A 16,572-nucleotide genomic window follows, 5' to 3' on the forward strand; every position below is an offset into this window, starting at 1 on the left:
AACGACGGAATTTCGCCGTTACGACGGGAGGACCCTACTCTTTTTGGGCTTTTCTGGCATAATCCGGCCCACTTTTTTCGCGGTAGTAGTGCACGACTTTCTACTACAAAACGTTTGGAGCACACTCGGCCACTGGCCGACGGGGAACCTCATGACGCAAGCCAATAACGCCGTGTACACCGATCTGAGTGTTGATGATCTGGTTAAAGAAGCCCTGCAACGCGGTGAGGGCGAGCTTGCCGATACCGGCGCTCTGGTCGTTCGCACCGGTCATCGCACCGGCCGTTCGCCAGTCGATCGTTTCATCGTTGAAGAGCCTTCCACCCAGGCCGCCATCGCCTGGGGCCCGATCAACCGCAAGTTCCCGGCCGACAAGTTCGACGCGCTGTGGGCTCGTGTCGAGGCGTTCAACAACGCGCAAGAGCACTTTGTTTCCCACGTGCATGTAGGTGCGGCTGAAGATCACTACCTGGCCGTGAAAATGACCACCCAGACTGCCTGGCAGAACCTGTTCGGTCGTTGCCTGTTCATCAACCCGGCCCAGTACAACCCGGCCGGTCGTGAAGAGTGGCAAGTGCTGAACGTGGCTAACTTCGAGTGCGTGCCTGAGCGTGACGGCACCAACTCCGACGGTTGCGTGATCATCAACTTCGCCCAGAAAAAAGTGCTGATCGCCGGCATGCGTTACGCCGGTGAAATGAAGAAAGCCATGTTCTCCGTGCAGAACTTCCTGCTGCCGGCCGCTGACGTGCTGCCAATGCACTGCGCTGCCAACATCGGTGAAGAAGGCGACGTGACCCTGTTCTTCGGTCTGTCGGGCACTGGTAAAACCACTCTGTCGGCCGACGAAAGCCGTTACCTGATCGGTGACGACGAACACGCCTGGGGCGAAGGCGTTGTCTTCAACATCGAAGGCGGTTGCTATGCCAAGTGCATCGACCTGTCCGAGAAGAACGAGCCGGTCATCTGGAAAGCCATCAAGCACGGCGCCGTCCTGGAAAACGTTGTCATCGACGACGCCAAGCACGCCGACTACGCCGATGTCAGCCTGACCCAGAACAGCCGCGCGGCCTACCCGCTGGAGCACGTTGCCAAGCGTTCCGAGAAGAACCTGGGCGGCGAGCCAAACGCTGTGATCTTCCTGACCTGCGACCTGACCGGCGTACTGCCGCCAGTGTCGATCCTCAACGAAGAACAAGCGGCCTACCACTTCCTGTCCGGCTACACCGCGCTGGTGGGCTCGACTGAAATGGGTTCGGGCAGCGGCATCAAGTCGACCTTCTCCACCTGCTTCGGCGCACCGTTCTTCCCGCGTCCGGCTGGCGAATACGCTGAGCTGCTGATCAAGCGCATCCGCGGTTTCGGCTCCAAGGTCTACCTGGTCAACACCGGCTGGACCGGCGGTGGCTACGGCGTCGGCAAACGCTTCAACATCCCGACCACCCGCGCCGTGATCGCAGCGATCCAGAGCGGCGCGCTGATCGGTGCCGCCACCGAACACCTGGACACCATCAACCTCGACGTGCCACTGGCCGTACCGGGTGTTGAAACCAACCTGCTCAACCCACGCAACACCTGGGCTGACAAAGCCGCGTACGACGAGGCTGCCAAGGCTCTGGCCGGTCTGTTCATCGAGAACTTCAAAAAGTTCGAAGTGAGCGACGCGATCAAGGCGGCGGGTCCGAAGTTGTAAGATTGGTTTGTGGTGAATGAAAAAGCCGCCTTTAGGGGCGGCTTTTTTGTGGGCGAAAGGTTAGCAGTTCAACTGCCATTATTCCCGCAGGATAGGGGTACACGGCCAGAATAATGCCACTTAGGGTACGAGTGGCCCGCCAATACAGCTCTCGAAGATATCTTCAAGTCCACGATAATCGCATGTAACGGCATCAACGTTTGCTGGAATCCAAGCGTCTTCCTTGACCAGCCACCAATCAACAGTGAAGCCGGCATTGATGATGATCTGCTCAAAAAGGATGCGCTGGGCGCGACCATTGCCTTCGCGAAAAGGATGAATGATATTTAAGTCGCCATAGGCTTCGGCGATAGCCATGACGAGTTCCTCTTTACTCAATCCCACAAACCATGCAGCACTCTCCATGGCGTGAAATATTTTCTCTGCCTCTGGGAGAATTCTTTCTGCGGTGCAGAAAAAGGTATTCCCCTTCTGAATGTTGACAGTTCGCAGTTGCCCAGCCCAGTCGTAGACATCGCAAAATAGGGTTTTATGGGCATGTTGCAAGATGGTTAGATCATAGGGAGGGGGAAGAAGACGAAATCGACTTACAGCGATCTCTGATAGCTCTCGCTCTGCTTTCTGCAGTTCTTCTTCACAGCGAATATTGAGCAAGTTACGCAGGACATCACTTCCAGAGTAGCAGTAGGGGTCTTGCCCGACCCCGTACTTGTCCACCATTAGCGTGAGTTCTGACGATATTTTTCGATGACTGATTCCCGTGATGGAAGTGGTCTTTCTGCATCGCTACGACTGGTATCGAACCCTTCTAGACGCAGGCTGGCCAAGTAGTTAGACCGACGTACCTTGTCGTAATAAGCCTGCTTTTGCTGAAACGTCAATTTGCTCATGGCATGGGCCTCTTGGTGCAGAACCACAGTGTAGCGCAATCGTATGGGCTGATTGGTTGGGATTTTCGATGCTTGCACGAGCGTTGCCCATCTGAAAATTTAGAGCTTTTTTCAGCCTGCTTACCAACCTCCGATTTGTAGGACGCTCTCTGCTCGCTACGCAGGATCTCGTCCATTTCCTGAACGCTTTCCATCAGTTCATCAAAAAACTTGCTCATGGTTACTCCGATGTTTGATCACGTTTTATTGATCGCTCTCAGGTCAGGCGTGAGAGCGATCCGAACACTGTCAGCGTCAGGCTGGTGCTTTCCAGCCGAGCATCTGCTGCTGCGCGACCTGCAGCAGGTCACAGCCATCCTGCGTCAGCAGATACAGGGCGTGGGTGATGTGGGGGATGTCTTCGACATCGGCCTGTTTGAAACTGAGGCAGTAGAGGGTTTTGAGCAGGTCGCTGGAGGCGCGCAGGCGCTGGACGGCGCATTCGAGGATGTCTTGCGGGTTGGCTTCTGTGTCGATGATCAGGGGCTTGGTGTCGGTGAGATTGGATTCGAGTGAGCGGTAGCGATCAGGGGGGAGCGGGTTCCATACTTTCATAGTGTGTATTCCAAATGTCGTGAGGAGTCATCCCACCGTGACCAAGCGATGGGAGGCGAACTGTGTTCGGGTTGGTCAACCGAAGGAACACACAAGTCCGGCACGCTCGAAGGCGTCCCAAACACAGCCACCATTAAGCGTGCAGACATTTGAACTGCCGGCAGCATACAACGGACGCATGTATGTATCCCACCGGGTGACCAAGCCCGAGCCGCTGATTTGGCAGCGACAGTCACGACTATAGGTGTGAGCTAGCGGGTGGCGATAGGCGACAAGGTGTCTGTATTTGTAGGAACGGGACGAACTTCCAATAGGCAAATACCGTAGGATTTTTCGCGCTCTCGTCGATCACCCCCCACCTCCCTCAACGAATAGGCCGATACGCCGCCAGATCCAGCACGCTGGTGGTCAGCCCGGTATCCGGTGCATAGATCGCGCCCTTCACCGACGAGAACGGCACGCCTTTGCTGCCCAGCGACACGTAGCGCTCGCCCTGGTCCAGTTCGGTGAACCAGGTGTAGGAGGACTTTTCCATGGCTTTGTATTTCGCGGCGTCCCTGACCATTGCATCGCCGCATTGCTTCAGGTCGGCGTCGGTCAGATTCATGGTTTTGGTCAGTGGTGTGCCCCAGCGCTTGAGGCAGGTTTCGGCGAAGTGGCGCACGAACTGGCCGGGTTCGGCGAGTACTTTCGGGCCAGCGACGCCGTCGGCGGAGGCGTTGCCGACCAGGGTGGCATGGCGGCCGGGGATCGGGAAAATATGGGTCCGGGTGCCGGTGGCAGTTTGCGGGATGACGCAACTGAAGCCTTTCGAGCGTTCATCACGAGCGTAGAAGCCGACGTACTCTTTGACGTTGGCATTGAGTTTGACCCGGTGTTCCTGGAAGTTGCCGATACCGGGTACCGGGTCAATGGCGAATATATTCACCGGGATGTTCTTGAGAGCACTGTCGTTGTACATGGCGTTGGCCAGCATGTGGCAGCTGATACCGCCGCGACTCCAACCAACCAGATTCACTTTAGTTGGAAGAATACCGTCCTTGCGGAACGTTTTAATGATCTGTTCCTGTAACTGTTGTTGGGTGATGCTGCGCTCGCCGTAGTTGTATTTACGCCAGAACCAGGAACCTTCGACTTTTACATCTTCAATGGGAATGCCGGCAGCTTTGAGGCGGTTGTATTCCGTCTCGGTCAGTTGCTCGCGCTGCCAGTCGCACTTGCCTTTGATGATGTTCATTGCGTGCAGCACGTTCTCCTCCCAGCCTTTGCCGAACAGCGTGCCGCTGAGCCCGTAGTCGGCCGATTTGGTGAACAGCTCGTCGGCCTGCAGGTTGCTGGTGCCGGGGCCATCCACCACGATCCATTCGGCAAATTCGCGACCGGCATGGTGCGAGGCGAGGGTGGACACCAGTTCGCCGTTCCAGTAGTTGTTGTTGGTCGTGTCGAATTGGGTGGAACCGGTGCCACAAAAGAAAATAGTTAATGTCGTCATGAGGTTGCTCTTTATTGATGTAAGAGCAAGCAGGCTAGTTTTTTAAGTTGTTTGTTTGAAGTGTTTAGTTGTTGCTTTATTTGTGGTTGTGTTTTTTATAAAGAGGTCGTTAGTTGCAATTTTGCTACTTCCAAAAGTTCGCAACCGTCCTGGGTCAATAGATACAGTGCGTTGACGATGTTGGGGATGTCTTTGACATCGGCTTGTTTGAAACACAAGCAGTAAAGAGTCTCCAGCAAGTCGCTGGCGGCGCGCAGACGTTGGTGAGCGGCGTCAAGCAGATCGCCATGGCTGGCCTGGGTGTCGATGGTCAGCACCGGATGATCGCTGTAGTTGCTTTTGAGGGGGTGGTAACGAGGGGGCATCGGATCATGCGTGTTCATGGTGAGACGTGTCCTGTACGAAGTCGCTCCAGTGGTTTCAGCCGCGCCGGCCACTATAGAAGTGCGTGGCGAGTCGTCACAAGACCGCCGTGATGGACAGAGTTCGTAGGGGTTTTTCCGAGACTCGGGCATTTGCCCTACAAGGTTTTGTGGGTTTTTCGAGGTGAAACCCTTAGCGCAGAAATTTCCCACGGGATTCACAGGCGTTTCTTGGGAAACCTCTGTATGGTGCGCGCCAGAATCTGTAGGACGTTTCCAAACGTCCGATACGCGCTTAAAGGGAATTGAGTATGCAGTGGCTAAGAATGGCCTCGATTTTATTGCTGTGGGCCAGTGGCTGCCGTTTGGCCGTGGCATCTGACGCTGGCAACGGCTGGATGTTTGTCGATCTGCAACGTACCGGCTGGCCCGATACGCTTTCCAGTCAGGCCAGCATCGATACCGCGTCACGCGCCGAGGTGTTGATGTTCGCTAAAGCCTTGTTGGCGAGCGAAGCGCTGGATGAGAGCGGACTGCAACGGCGGCTGGGTGTGCCGCATGTGCAGCTCAAGTCGATCAGGCAGGTGCGTGACGGTCTGTGGGACCGCTTGCTGAGCACCTATCGCAATGCCAGTCAGGATTGTGACGGGCAACCGTTCTGTCCTCGCGTGCGCAGTGTCGCGGAGCTGCGTCAGTTGGCGGCAGCCTTCACCGGCGACATCAGTCCGGCCCATGCACAGTGGGCGAACAAGAGCCAGGGTGTGCACGAGCAGGTGCTGAATGAGCAACTGCGGGTGGCGGTGCTGCGTCCGTAGCCCGCCGTTGCCGCAAGACTTATGTGGTGGCCGCCTGATCTGCCGTGGCGCACATTGCGAGGGGCGGAAGATCATCGGGCACTTGCATGCATCCGCCCAGCAACAGCGACGCGAGGGTAAGAGTGAGGAGTAGTTTCAGTCTGTTGGGCATGTTCATTCCTTGAGTTGATCCACGGATGTCGGCCGTCCTGGCACGACGCTCGTTTCGTGGATGCGGCGCACGTTACCTTCGTTGCAGCCAGGCCTGCGAGAGGCAAATTGTTTCCTTTGTTTGATCCGGTGGCATCCACCCCCGGCGCTGTATCATCCCGTATCGAATTGACCCCGACCTTTTCTCGACGCGCTGCGATCGCCCGCTAGGCTGTTGGCATCACAGCGGTCAACGGAGTGACAGCGCATGCACAACACCCTGGAACAGGTTTTCGGTTATCCACAGTTTCGACCCGGGCAGGAAGCCGCGATCAGCGCCGTACTGGCCGGGCGCTCGGCGGCGGCGATTTTCCCCACGGGTTCCGGCAAGTCGCTTTGCTACCAGGTGCCGGCACTGTTGCTGCCGCACCTGACCCTGGTGGTCTCGCCGCTGTTGGCGTTGATGCAGGATCAACTGGCGTTCCTCAAACGTCACGGCATCAATGCCGGCAGCATCGATTCGGCGCAAAGCCGCGATGATGCCAACGACGTGATGGCTCGTGCCTGTTCGGGTGAGTTGAAGATTCTGATGATCTCCGTGGAGCGTTTGAAGAACGAGCGTTTCCGCAACTTTTTGCAGCAGGTGCCGATCTCGCTGTTGGTGGTCGACGAGGCGCACTGCATCTCCGAATGGGGCCACAACTTTCGCCCTGACTACTTGAAACTGCCGGACTACCAGCGCCAGTTCAACATCCCGCAAACCCTGCTGCTGACAGCCACGGCGACACCGAAAGTGATTGCCGACATGCAGGCCAAATTCGCCATCGCCGAAGCGGATGTGGTGACCACCGGGTTCTACCGGCCCAACCTCAATCTGCTGGTCGAACCGGTGCGGGGTCAGGACAAGCGCCGGCGGCTGGTAGAGTGGATGAGCGCGCGTGCGGGGCAGCCGAGCATCGTCTACGTGACGCTGCAGAAAACCGCCGAACACATCGCCGAGCATCTGGGGCGCAACGGGATTCAGGCCGAGGCCTATCACGCCGGGTTGCCCAATGATCAGCGTGAGGCGATCCAGAAGCGCTTCATGGCCGGACAGTCCAATTGCATCGTCGCGACCATTGCGTTCGGCATGGGTATCGACAAGAGCGACATCCGCAACGTGGTGCATTTCGACCTGCCCAAATCCATCGAAAACTACAGTCAGGAAATCGGTCGCGCCGGACGTGACGGGCAGCCCTCGGACTGTCTGGTGCTGGCCAATCGTGACAGCCTCAACGTGCTGGAAAACTTTGTCTACGGTGATACCCCGGAGCGCGAGGGGATTCGTTGTGTACTGGAGGAAATGCAGGCTGCTGCGGCCGAAGGGCAGTGGGAGTTTCTGCTTGGGCCGCTGGCCGATCAGAGCAACATTCGCTCGCTGCCGCTCAAAACGCTGCTGGTGCAACTGGAGTTGCGTGGCTTGATCGCGCCGCGCTATGCGTATTACGCCGAGTACCGTTTCAAATACCTGCTGGAACCGGAAGTGCTGCTTGAGCGTTTCGCAGGTGAGCGCAGGGATTTTGTCGCCGCCATCATCCAGACTTCCAGCCGTGCACGCACCTGGGCCACGGTGGATTTCGAAGCGATGTACACGCAGTACTCGGCTGAGCGCAATCGGGTGGTGACGGCGCTGGACTACTTCCAGGAGAAAGGCTGGGTCGAGCTTGAGAGCAAGCAGATGACCGAGGTCTACAACGTGCTGCACAGCGATTTCGACAGCGTTGTTTTGAGCGCCGAGTTGCACGGTTATTTCACCCGGCATGAGCAGGCTGAAATCGCCCGGATTCACGCGATGCTCGAGCTGTTCGCCACCGAGCGCTGCCTGGGTTATCGCCTGGCCGAATACTTCGGTGACCACAACGCGCCCGAGCGCTGCGGGCACTGTTCGGTGTGTCACGGGGATATAGCGCGCCTGCCGCCACCGCCGGAACTGCCGGCGCTTGTGGATAAGAGTTTCGCGGCGCTGTGCGGTGATTTTATCCACAGGCACGAGCAGCACACCGGCAGTGTGCCAACGGCGGAGCGCCTGACGCGGTTTCTGTGCGGGATCAGTGTGCCGCTGTTCACCAAGCTCAAGGCGCGGGCGATTTCCGGGTATGCGGCGTTGGAGGAGTATCCGTACGCGGAAGTTCGCAGCTGGGTTCACGAACACCTTTGATCTGTCTGCAGGAGCTGCCGAAGGCTGCGATCTCTTGATCTTGCCATCGAAAATCAAGATCAAAAGATCGCAGCCTTCGGCAGCTCCTACAGTGTGTGGCTTCGGTGCGATGGGGGTTTATCCATCCGCTGAATGTCGCTCATCACGGTAATAAACTTCAAAAATATCCGGTGCCTGACTATGGTGAAGGCTGTCTTCGGATCGCCAACAAGAGAACAACATGAGCCAGACATCCTTCGATATTCAGCAAGCTGCCGTGATCGGTGCGGGCACCATGGGCCGCGGCATTGTCATGTGCCTGGCCAATGCCGGCATCGCTGTGCAGTGGGTCGATAACAATCCACAGATGCTTGAGCAGGCACTGGGTACGGTGGCGGACACTTATGCACACAACGTGCGCCAGGGCCGGATCGATCAGGTCGAAGCGGATGCACGTATTGCCCGGATCAGCGCGGCGGCGGATTACCCGGCGATCCGCAATGTCGATCTGGTGATCGAGGCGGTGTACGAAAACCTTGAGCTCAAACAGAGGATCTTTCGCGAACTGGATGGCCTGCTCAAACCCGAGGCACTATTGGCGAGCAATACATCGGCACTGGATATCGATGCGATTGCCGCTGCGACACGGCGTCCGTCGCAAGTGCTCGGTCTGCATTTCTTCAGCCCTGCGCACATCATGAAACTGCTGGAAATCATTCGGGGGGCGCAGACTTCGCCGGCGGTATTGGAAGCCGCACTGAGACTTGGCAAACGCATGGGCAAGGTCAGTGTGGTGTCGGGTAACTGCCACGGTTTTATCGGCAATCGCATGCTGCATCCGTATGTGCTGGAGGCACGCAAGATGCTGCTCGAAGGCGCTTATCCACAGCAGGTGGACGCGGCGCTGCAAGGGTTCGGCTTCGCCATGGGGCCTTTCCGCATGTATGACGTCGTCGGTATCGATCTGGAATGGCGCGCTCGCGAGTTGGCCGGCAAGGGCCAGGATGCGCCGGAGGTGCAGGTGGACAACCGTTTGTGCGAGATGGGCCGTTTCGGCCAGAAGTCCGGTAACGGTTATTACCACTATGAGCCGGGCAGTCGACAGGCCGAGCATGATCCCGAGGTCGATGCGCTGGTGCTGCGGGTCAGCGAAGGGCTGGGTTTCCAGCGTCGCGAGATCGGCGCTGAAGAGATTCTGGAGCGCTGCCTGCTGGCGCTGGTCAACGAGGGTGCAAAGATTCTCCAGGAAGGCATTGCCGGGTCGGCCCATGACATTGATCTGGTGTACCTGAACGGCTACGGTTTCCCGGCCGACAAGGGCGGGCCTATGGCCTGGGCGGATCAGCAAGGGCTGGCGGACATTCATCAGCGCTTGCTGGCGCTGCAGACGCGTCAGGGCGATCAGTGGCAGCCGGCGCGGTTGATTGGCGAGTTGGCGGCGCAGGGCAAGGGGTTTGCCGAGTGCTGAGTGGGGATGTATTGCGCTGGAGCCTGCTCGCGATGGGGCCACCACGGTTTTGGCTTTAGACTGCTCACAACACTCAATGGATCAATGCTGATGTCCAACCCGATGCCACAACGCACCGACTACCCGCACTTCCAGCCCATCACCACACGCTGGCACGATAACGATGCCTACGGGCATGTGAATAACGTCACTTACTACAGCTTCTTCGACACGGCGGTGAACACCTACCTGATCCAGGTTGGCGGGCTGGATATTCATGACGGCGAGGTGGTGGGGTTTGTGGTCAGTTCGGCCTGTGACTACTTTGCCTCGATCGCTTTTCCGGACCTGATCGAGATCGGTCTGCGGGTCGGCAAGCTGGGCAACAGTTCGGTGCAGTACGAACTGGCGGTGTTCAAGGTCGGTGAAAGCGAGGCGTGTGCAGCAGGGCGTTTCGTTCACGTATTCGTGGATCGGAGCACCAATCAACCGGTACCGATTCCAGGCCGGTTGCGTGAAGCATTGGAGCGTCTGGTGGTTTGAATCAGGGCAAAAAAAATCGCAGCCCTTGGGCTGCGATTTTTGCTTTCCCGCTTAACGCAACGCGTTAGTCGCGATAGTAGCGGTGATGCTTGCGGTGGCCGTAAGCGTGACCACGACCAGGGTGGCCATCGCGGTAGTAGCGACGGTCACGGTCATAACCGCGATCGTAATGACGACCATCGTCATTGCTCTGGTTGCCCATGTAGTTGCCCAGCGCGCCACCGGCGCCGCCACCTGCTGCGGCGCCGATCAGGCTGCCGGTGGTGCCGCCCATGCTGCGGCCAACCACGTTACCGCCGGCTGCGCCCAGTGCACCGCCAATGGCTGCTTCGCCACGGCTGTGTTTGTTGGCACCCACCGCGCTACCACCCGCGCCGCCCAGGGCCGCGCCAATGGTTGAACCTGTGCTGCCGCCTAAAGACTGACCGACGACCGAGCCAAGAACCCCGCCCAATGCGCCGCCCACGCCTGCTTCGGCGGTGCCTCCGGCAGAAGCGAAGCCACTGACCAGGCCAAGGGACAACAAGAGAATCGAGGAGAACTTCATAGAGGAGCCTCAAAGGGATGACGGCGCGATCCTGAGGCTGTGTAACAAGGCTGACAATCAAAATCCGACGAATAACACGACTTGTATACAATTATGCAAGTTGCTGTTTTGTATGTGGAACTTAAGCGATTTTCGTCGGTCTTTAGCTACTTCGGACAGGCCGCTTTTGTGAAAAAGCGGCCTTTTTTGTGGGCATTTGAAAGGTGCACAGTACAAAGAATGGCTTGAATCGGCTACCGCTATCGCGAGCAGGCTCACTCCTACAGTGACCGAGTTCCTACAGATAGAACACATTCAACTGTAGGAGTGAGCCTGCTCGCGATAGCAATGGGGCTGACCCCGCATTAAGCAGATTTAGCCATGATCAACCCGGTCTCACTCGCCGCTTCCAGCCGGATCGCAATGAATTTCGACGTCGGTGTATGGCTGCCATCCCCAGTGCTTTCCAGCGGCACCAGCGGATTCACTTCAGGGTAATACGCAGCCGCTTGCCCGGCCGGAATATCAAACGCCAGCAAGGTAAAGCCTTTCACCCGACGCTCACGGCCATCGTCCCACAGCGACACAATGTCGGCCTTTTGTCCCGGACGGAAGCCCAGGCGAATGATGTCGGCCTCGTTGGCGAACAGCACGTCGCGCTGGCCTTTGACCCCGCGATAGCGGTCGTCGAGGCCATAGATCGTGGTGTTGTACTGATCGTGGGAACGCATCGATTGCAGGATCAGATCCGGTAGTTGCCCGGTGGCGCGGGTGCGTTCGTGCACCAGATCCTTGGGCAGCCGGTTGGCGCGGAAATTGGCCCGGCCCGACGGGGTGTTCCATTTGCGCGCGCCGGCCGCGTTGCCGAGGTAGAACCCGCCCGGGTTCTTGACCTTCTCGTTGAAGTCCTTGAAGCCGGGAATGGTGTCGGCGATCAAGTCGCGGATGCGCCGGTAGTCGGCTACCAGCCAGTTCCAGTCCACCGGTTTGCTACCCAGCGTGGCGGCGGCGATGCCGGCGATGATCGCCGGTTCCGAGCGCATCTGGTTCGACAGCGGCTGCAACTGACCGTTGGAGGCGTGGACCATGCTGAACGAGTCTTCCACGGTGACCGCTTGCGGGCCTTCGGTCTGGATGTCGATGTCGGTACGGCCCAGGCACGGCAGGATCAACGCGTCTTTACCGTGGGCCAGATGGCTGCGGTTGAGCTTGGTGCTGATCTGCACGGTGAGGTCGCAATTGCTCAGCGCCGCGAAGGTGCGCGGGCTGTCCGGTGTGGCCTGGGCGAAGTTACCGCCAAGACCGATGAAGACCTTGGCGCGGCCCTCGGCCATGGCGTGAATCGCTTCGACCACGTTGTGCCCGTTTTCACGCGGCACCTTGAACTGGAAACGTCGTTCGAGGGAATCGAGGAACGCCACCGGTGGACGCTCGTTGATGCCCATGGTGCGGTCGCCCTGCACGTTACTGTGGCCGCGCACCGGGCATAGACCGGCGCCGGGTTTGCCGACGTTGCCGCGCAGCAGCATCAGGTTGGCGATTTCCTGGATGGTCGGCACCGAGTGGCGATGCTGGGTGATGCCCATCGCCCAGCACATGATCACGTTCTTGCCTTTGGCGTACATGCGCGCGGCTTGTTCGATCTCGACCAGGGTCAGGCCGGATTGCGCGACGATCTGCTCCCACGGCGTGTCATCGACCACGCCCAGATACTCCAGCACATTGGTGCTGTGGGCATTGAGGAAGTCGTGATCGAACACCGCCGGGGCGCCAGCCTTCTGCGCATCGCGCTCCCACTGCAGGAGGAACTTGGCCATGCCGCGCAGCACCGCCATGTCGCCGCCCAGTGCCGGACGGAAGTACGCGGTGTTGGTCGGTTTGTCGCCGTTGGTGAGCATTTCCAGCGGATGCTGCGGGTGCTGGAAGCGTTCCAGGCCGCGCTCTTTCAGCGGGTTGATGCACACCACTTGTGCTCCGCGTTTCACCGCCTCACGCAACGGTTCGAGCATCCGTGGGTGGTTGGTGCCGGGGTTCTGACCCCAGACAAAAATCGCGTCGGCGTGTTCGAAGTCGTCGAAAGTCACGGTGCCTTTGCCGACGCCAACGCTCTGCGCCAGGGCCACACCGCTGGCCTCGTGGCACATGTTCGAGCAGTCGGGGAAGTTGTTGGTGCCGTAGGCGCGCACGAACAGTTGATACAGGTACGCCGCTTCGTTGCTGGCCCGGCCCGAAGTGTAGAACTCGGCTTGATCCGGACTCGACAGTGCTTGCAGGTGCTTGCCGATCAGGGCGAACGCGTCGTCCCAGGCGATGGGTTTGTAGCGGTCGGTCTGGGCGTCGTAGACCATTGGCTCGGTCAGGCGACCCTGGTATTCAAGCCAGTAGTCGCTCTGCTCCAGCAGCGAGGTCACGCTGTGTTTGGCGAAGAACTTGCCGTCCACCCGGCGCTTGGTTGCTTCCCAGTTCACCGCTTTGGCGCCGTTCTCGCAGAATTTGACCATGCCGCTTTCCGGCGAGTCGCCCCAGGCGCAACCCGGGCAGTCGAAGCCGCCGTTCTGGTTGGTCTTGAGCATCATGCGCAGGTTTTTCAGCGCGTTGTCGCTGGTCAACCAGGCCTGGGCCACGCTGATCAGCGCACCCCAGCCGCCGGCTGCACCTTTGTAAGGTTTGTAGCGCGGGACAGGTTTCTGGTCGGCTTGATGATGTTGGCTCACGCTTGATTCTCCATCGCTGGGCTGTAGACCCGCGGCGCATTCTTCTGCGGCAGGTGGATGAGATTGAGGTTGTGGCGCCGGGCCCATTGCACGGCAAGGCCCGTCGGCGCGGACAGGCTGACCAGGGTCTGGATGCCGGCGCGCAACACTTTCTGGATCAATTCGAGGCTGCAACGGCTGGTGACGATCGCCAGGCCGCCGTCTGTGGATATCTTCTGGCGGATCAGGCCGCCAATCAGTTTGTCGAGAGCGTTGTGCCGGCCAATGTCTTCGCGGCCCAGCAGCAATTCACCGCTGGCGTCCATGAACACCGCTGCGTGTACCGCGCCGCAGTGTTGGCCGAGTGGCTGGAACGCGCCGATGCGCTGGCGCAGGCCGTCGAGCCATGCAGCGGGCGGCAGAGGTGCGCCGGGCAACACGTTGAGGTCGGGCAGCGCCTGTTCCACCGCTTCGACGCCGCACAACCCGCACCCGCTGGTGCCGGCCAGCTGCCGACGTTGTTGCTTGAGGTTCCAGAAGGCGCGGTTGGCAATGGTCACTTGCGCGTATTGCGCCGAGCCTGCGCCGGTCAGTTGCAGGTCATAGATGTCGCTGGCGTCCTCGATGATGCCGCTGCCGAGGCTGAAGCCGACGATGAAGTCTTCCAGGTCCGTCGGGGTCACCAGCATCACGGCCTGGCTGATGCCGTTGTAGGCAATCGCCAACGCGACTTCCTCGGCGAGCGCGGTGCTGGCCGATTCCACAAGGGGCAGATCGCTGTAACTGTAGGTCTGGCTGGCGGCGGGCGCGGGCGTTTCGAGTGCAGGCGCCGCGCAGGCTGGGCGCTTGGCGTTCATGGCATCACCGACGGATTGATCAACGTTAAGACTAGGCGCGGCAACTTGTCGCGTCTAATCGCTACTGTCGATCTATTGATAGATACCGTCGATCAAGACGCTGCCGGTGATTTCTGGTACAGCGCGAAACAGGCCTCGGCCAGCGCCGAACGCGGGGCGCCACGACGCATGATCAGGCCCAGTGGCGCGAGGGTCTGGGCGTTTTCGATCGGTTGCAGGCGCAGGTGATCGGTGAGTTTTTCCAGACCGCCGTCCAGCGGCATGATCGCGCAGCAGAAGCCGCCGTGCACAGCTTGTAACAATTGATGCACGGCATCGGTCTGCAGCAGTGGCAGCGGGGTCAGGCCCCGGCTGTGGAAGTTGTGGTCGATGGACTGACGAAAATGCATGCCGCTGGTGAGCATACCCAGTGGCAGTTCGATCAGGGCTGCCCAACTCAACGGCGCGTCGCCAAAGGTGAAGGAGCGTTGGTCGTAGAGCAGGCCCATGCGGGTTTCGCTGAAGGCCTGTGAGTCGAAACGTTCGTGATCGAGCCGGTCGAGGTATGACACGCCGATGTCGATGCGGTTGTTTGCCAGATGTTCGAGGATCTGCTCGGAACTCAGTGCCGACATTTCGAAGCGCAGGTTCGGGTGCGCCGCATGCAAACGCTGCATCAGCGGCAGAGGATCGAAACTCGACAGCGGCACCACCCCCAGTCGCAACGTACCGATGAGGTTGCCGCGACACGCCGCCGCTTCCGCCTGCAATCCGTCATAAGCCGCCATCACCGAGCGTGCCCAGGCCAACACACGCTCGCCGGGCGCGGTGAATCCTTCGAAACGCTGACCGCGATTGACCAGCGGCAGGTCGAGTTCTTCTTCGAGGTTGCGCAAACGCATCGACAGGGTCGGTTGGGTGATGTGGCAACGCGCGGCGGCCTGGCCGAAGTGGCGGGTTTCGTCGAGGGCGATGAGGAATTTCAGCTGCTTGATGTCCATCTTCGCTCCGGAGGGTGTTGGCGGGGGTGGGCGATTCTAGCGCTTGGGCGGTGGGTGGGTCATTGGTCGGTCTGGAACCGTGTTGGTAAAAGGTGGTCTAGGCTTTGGCGTCTGACCCTTTTATTCCATGGAGAGAAACACGATGAGCCTATTCAGCTTTATCAAAGAAGCCGGTGAGAAAATCCTCGATGCGCTGACGCCGGACAAGGCTCAGGCGAATGGCGAGGCGCTGACCAAGCACGTGCAGGAGGCGCTGTCGGGGATTGATACTTCGAAGATCCAGGTTAAGGTCGAGGGCGAAAAGGTTATCGCCACCGGTGAAGCCGCCAGTCAGGAAGAGAAGGAAAAAATCCTTCTGGCACTGGGTAACGTTGCCGGCGTCAGCGGTGTTGACGATCAGATTACCGTGACCGGCGGTGTGGCCCAGGAAGCGAAGTTCGTCACGGTGGAGAAGGGCGACACCCTGAGCGCGATATCCAAACGTGTGTACGGCGATGCCAACAAGTACAACAAAATTTTTGAGGCCAACAAGCCGCAACTGAAACACCCCGACAAAATCTATCCGGGCCAGGTACTGCGCATTCCTGAATAACGACAGTTCTCTGTAGGAGCTGCCGCAGCCTGCGGCAGCTCCTACAGGAATTCAAAGACCGATAATCAACTCCCGATAATCCTCCACCGCTGCAAATTCGGCGGTGTCCTTCGGCCCTTTGCGGCTGTCCGGCTCTTTGATCGCCAGCAGATGCGCCACACCGAAATCGCGCGCACTGCGCAGGATCGGCAAAGTGTCATCGATGAACAGGCTGCGCGCCGGATCAAAATCGATGTCTGTCTGCAAGGCATCCCAGAACTGCGGGTTCTCCTTGGGGAAACCGTAATCGTGGGAGCTGATCAGTCGCTCGAAATACGGCGACAGTTCGATCCGTTCCAGTTTCAGCGACAGCGAATCACGGTGGGCGTTGGTGATCATGACCACCCGTTTGCCAGCCTGTTTGATCGCTTGCAAAAAGGTGTCGGCGTCCGGACGCAGCGCAATCAGGTGCGCGGTTTCCAGTTTCAGTTCACGCACCGAGAGTTTCAGTTCGGTGCTCCAGAAATCCAGGCAATACCACTGCAACTGACCGGCATGACGCTCGAACAACGGCTGCAACTCCATGTCGGCCATGGCCCGGCTCACACCGTGCAGTTCGGCGTAGCGTTGCGGCAGGTGTTCCAGCCAGAAATGGTTGTCGAAGTGCAGATCCAGCAGCGTACCGTCCATGTCCAGCAGGACGGTATCGATGTCGGACCACGGTAAAGAAGGCATGGCAACGTCTCGAGCGGTAGAAAGATATCCGACACAAACAATCGGGAAAGCCGCGTTATAGTAGCGCGT

General features: G+C 58.9%; 17 protein-coding genes. 6 read left to right on the forward strand and 11 right to left on the reverse strand.

Annotated features, from left to right (window positions below; genetic code table 11):
* Window positions 1-151: 151 nt before the first annotated feature.
* On the forward strand, window positions 152-1,693 hold the full coding sequence (locus NN484_RS13590) for a phosphoenolpyruvate carboxykinase (protein WP_215501183.1): 1,542 nt from the start codon (window positions 152-154) through the stop codon (window positions 1,691-1,693).
* Between the two features lie 120 nt (window positions 1,694-1,813).
* On the opposite strand, the gene NN484_RS13595 is transcribed toward NN484_RS13590, so the two are convergent.
* From NN484_RS13595 to NN484_RS13620, 6 genes are all read right to left on the reverse strand, one after another.
* On the reverse strand, window positions 1,814-2,413 hold the full coding sequence (locus tag NN484_RS13595; protein ID WP_215501184.1) for a putative adenosine monophosphate-protein transferase Fic: 600 nt from the start codon (window positions 2,411-2,413) through the stop codon (window positions 1,814-1,816).
* The gene (locus NN484_RS13600; RefSeq protein WP_127648522.1) at window positions 2,413-2,583 is read right to left on the reverse strand and encodes a YhfG family protein; all 171 of its coding nucleotides are present in this window, start codon (window positions 2,581-2,583) and stop codon (window positions 2,413-2,415) included. The genes NN484_RS13595 and NN484_RS13600 overlap by 1 nt, the downstream gene beginning before the upstream one ends.
* On the reverse strand, window positions 2,580-2,801 hold the full coding sequence (locus NN484_RS13605; RefSeq protein ID WP_252191579.1) for a hypothetical protein: 222 nt from the start codon (window positions 2,799-2,801) through the stop codon (window positions 2,580-2,582). The genes NN484_RS13600 and NN484_RS13605 overlap by 4 nt, the downstream gene beginning before the upstream one ends.
* Before the next feature lie 76 nt (window positions 2,802-2,877).
* Window positions 2,878-3,177 carry a hypothetical protein gene (locus NN484_RS13610; RefSeq protein WP_215501185.1) on the reverse strand — a complete coding sequence of 100 codons (300 nt, stop codon included), beginning with the start codon at window positions 3,175-3,177 and terminating at the stop codon, window positions 2,878-2,880.
* Window positions 3,178-3,541: 364 nt separating this feature from the next.
* The gene (locus NN484_RS13615) at window positions 3,542-4,669 is read right to left on the reverse strand and encodes a lipase family protein (protein ID WP_274659258.1); all 1,128 of its coding nucleotides are present in this window, start codon (window positions 4,667-4,669) and stop codon (window positions 3,542-3,544) included.
* 95 nt (window positions 4,670-4,764) lie between these two features.
* A complete protein-coding gene (locus NN484_RS13620; RefSeq protein WP_274659259.1) occupies window positions 4,765-5,052 on the reverse strand; it encodes a hypothetical protein in 288 nt (95 codons plus the stop codon).
* A 290-nt stretch (window positions 5,053-5,342) separates the two neighbouring features.
* On the opposite strand from NN484_RS13620, the gene NN484_RS13625 reads away from it, so the two are divergent.
* The 4 genes from NN484_RS13625 (at window position 5,343) to NN484_RS13640 (ending at window position 10,141) form a co-directional block, all read left to right on the forward strand.
* The gene (locus tag NN484_RS13625; RefSeq protein WP_215501188.1) at window positions 5,343-5,846 is read left to right on the forward strand and encodes a polysaccharide deacetylase; all 504 of its coding nucleotides are present in this window, start codon (window positions 5,343-5,345) and stop codon (window positions 5,844-5,846) included.
* Between the two features lie 397 nt (window positions 5,847-6,243).
* The gene (locus NN484_RS13630; protein WP_274659260.1) at window positions 6,244-8,172 is read left to right on the forward strand and encodes a RecQ family ATP-dependent DNA helicase; all 1,929 of its coding nucleotides are present in this window, start codon (window positions 6,244-6,246) and stop codon (window positions 8,170-8,172) included.
* A 220-nt stretch (window positions 8,173-8,392) separates the two neighbouring features.
* Window positions 8,393-9,619 carry a 3-hydroxyacyl-CoA dehydrogenase gene (locus NN484_RS13635; protein ID WP_274659261.1) on the forward strand — a complete coding sequence of 409 codons (1,227 nt, stop codon included), beginning with the start codon at window positions 8,393-8,395 and terminating at the stop codon, window positions 9,617-9,619.
* A 90-nt stretch (window positions 9,620-9,709) separates the two neighbouring features.
* A complete protein-coding gene (locus tag NN484_RS13640) occupies window positions 9,710-10,141 on the forward strand; it encodes an acyl-CoA thioesterase (protein ID WP_127648528.1) in 432 nt (143 codons plus the stop codon).
* A 64-nt stretch (window positions 10,142-10,205) separates the two neighbouring features.
* Here NN484_RS13640 and NN484_RS13645 read toward each other — a convergent pair whose 3' ends face one another.
* The 4 genes from NN484_RS13645 to NN484_RS13660 form a co-directional block, all read right to left on the reverse strand.
* A complete protein-coding gene (locus NN484_RS13645) occupies window positions 10,206-10,688 on the reverse strand; it encodes a glycine zipper domain-containing protein (RefSeq protein ID WP_127648529.1) in 483 nt (160 codons plus the stop codon).
* A 344-nt stretch (window positions 10,689-11,032) separates the two neighbouring features.
* Entirely contained in the window at window positions 11,033-13,381 is a 2,349-nt protein-coding gene (locus NN484_RS13650) for an FdhF/YdeP family oxidoreductase (RefSeq protein ID WP_274659262.1), read from the reverse strand.
* On the reverse strand, window positions 13,378-14,217 hold the full coding sequence (gene fdhD, locus NN484_RS13655; RefSeq protein WP_215501193.1) for a formate dehydrogenase accessory sulfurtransferase FdhD: 840 nt from the start codon (window positions 14,215-14,217) through the stop codon (window positions 13,378-13,380). Before fdhD ends, NN484_RS13650 begins: the two co-directional genes overlap by 4 nt.
* Before the next feature lie 92 nt (window positions 14,218-14,309).
* Window positions 14,310-15,197 carry a LysR family transcriptional regulator gene (locus NN484_RS13660; RefSeq protein ID WP_274659263.1) on the reverse strand — a complete coding sequence of 296 codons (888 nt, stop codon included), beginning with the start codon at window positions 15,195-15,197 and terminating at the stop codon, window positions 14,310-14,312.
* A 142-nt stretch (window positions 15,198-15,339) separates the two neighbouring features.
* Here NN484_RS13660 and lysM point away from each other — a divergent pair, with 142 nt between their 5' ends.
* On the forward strand, window positions 15,340-15,789 hold the full coding sequence (lysM, locus tag NN484_RS13665) for a peptidoglycan-binding protein LysM (RefSeq protein WP_274659264.1): 450 nt from the start codon (window positions 15,340-15,342) through the stop codon (window positions 15,787-15,789).
* Window positions 15,790-15,840: 51 nt separating this feature from the next.
* Here lysM and yrfG read toward each other — a convergent pair whose 3' ends face one another.
* Window positions 15,841-16,503, reverse strand: coding sequence for a GMP/IMP nucleotidase (yrfG, locus tag NN484_RS13670; protein ID WP_127648534.1), 663 nt, complete (start codon window positions 16,501-16,503; stop codon window positions 15,841-15,843).
* Between the last annotated feature and the right edge of the window lie 69 nt (window positions 16,504-16,572).

This window comes from Pseudomonas serboccidentalis, assembly GCF_028830055.1.
In the GTDB taxonomy this organism is placed as follows: Bacteria; Pseudomonadota; Gammaproteobacteria; order Pseudomonadales; family Pseudomonadaceae; genus Aquipseudomonas; species Aquipseudomonas serboccidentalis.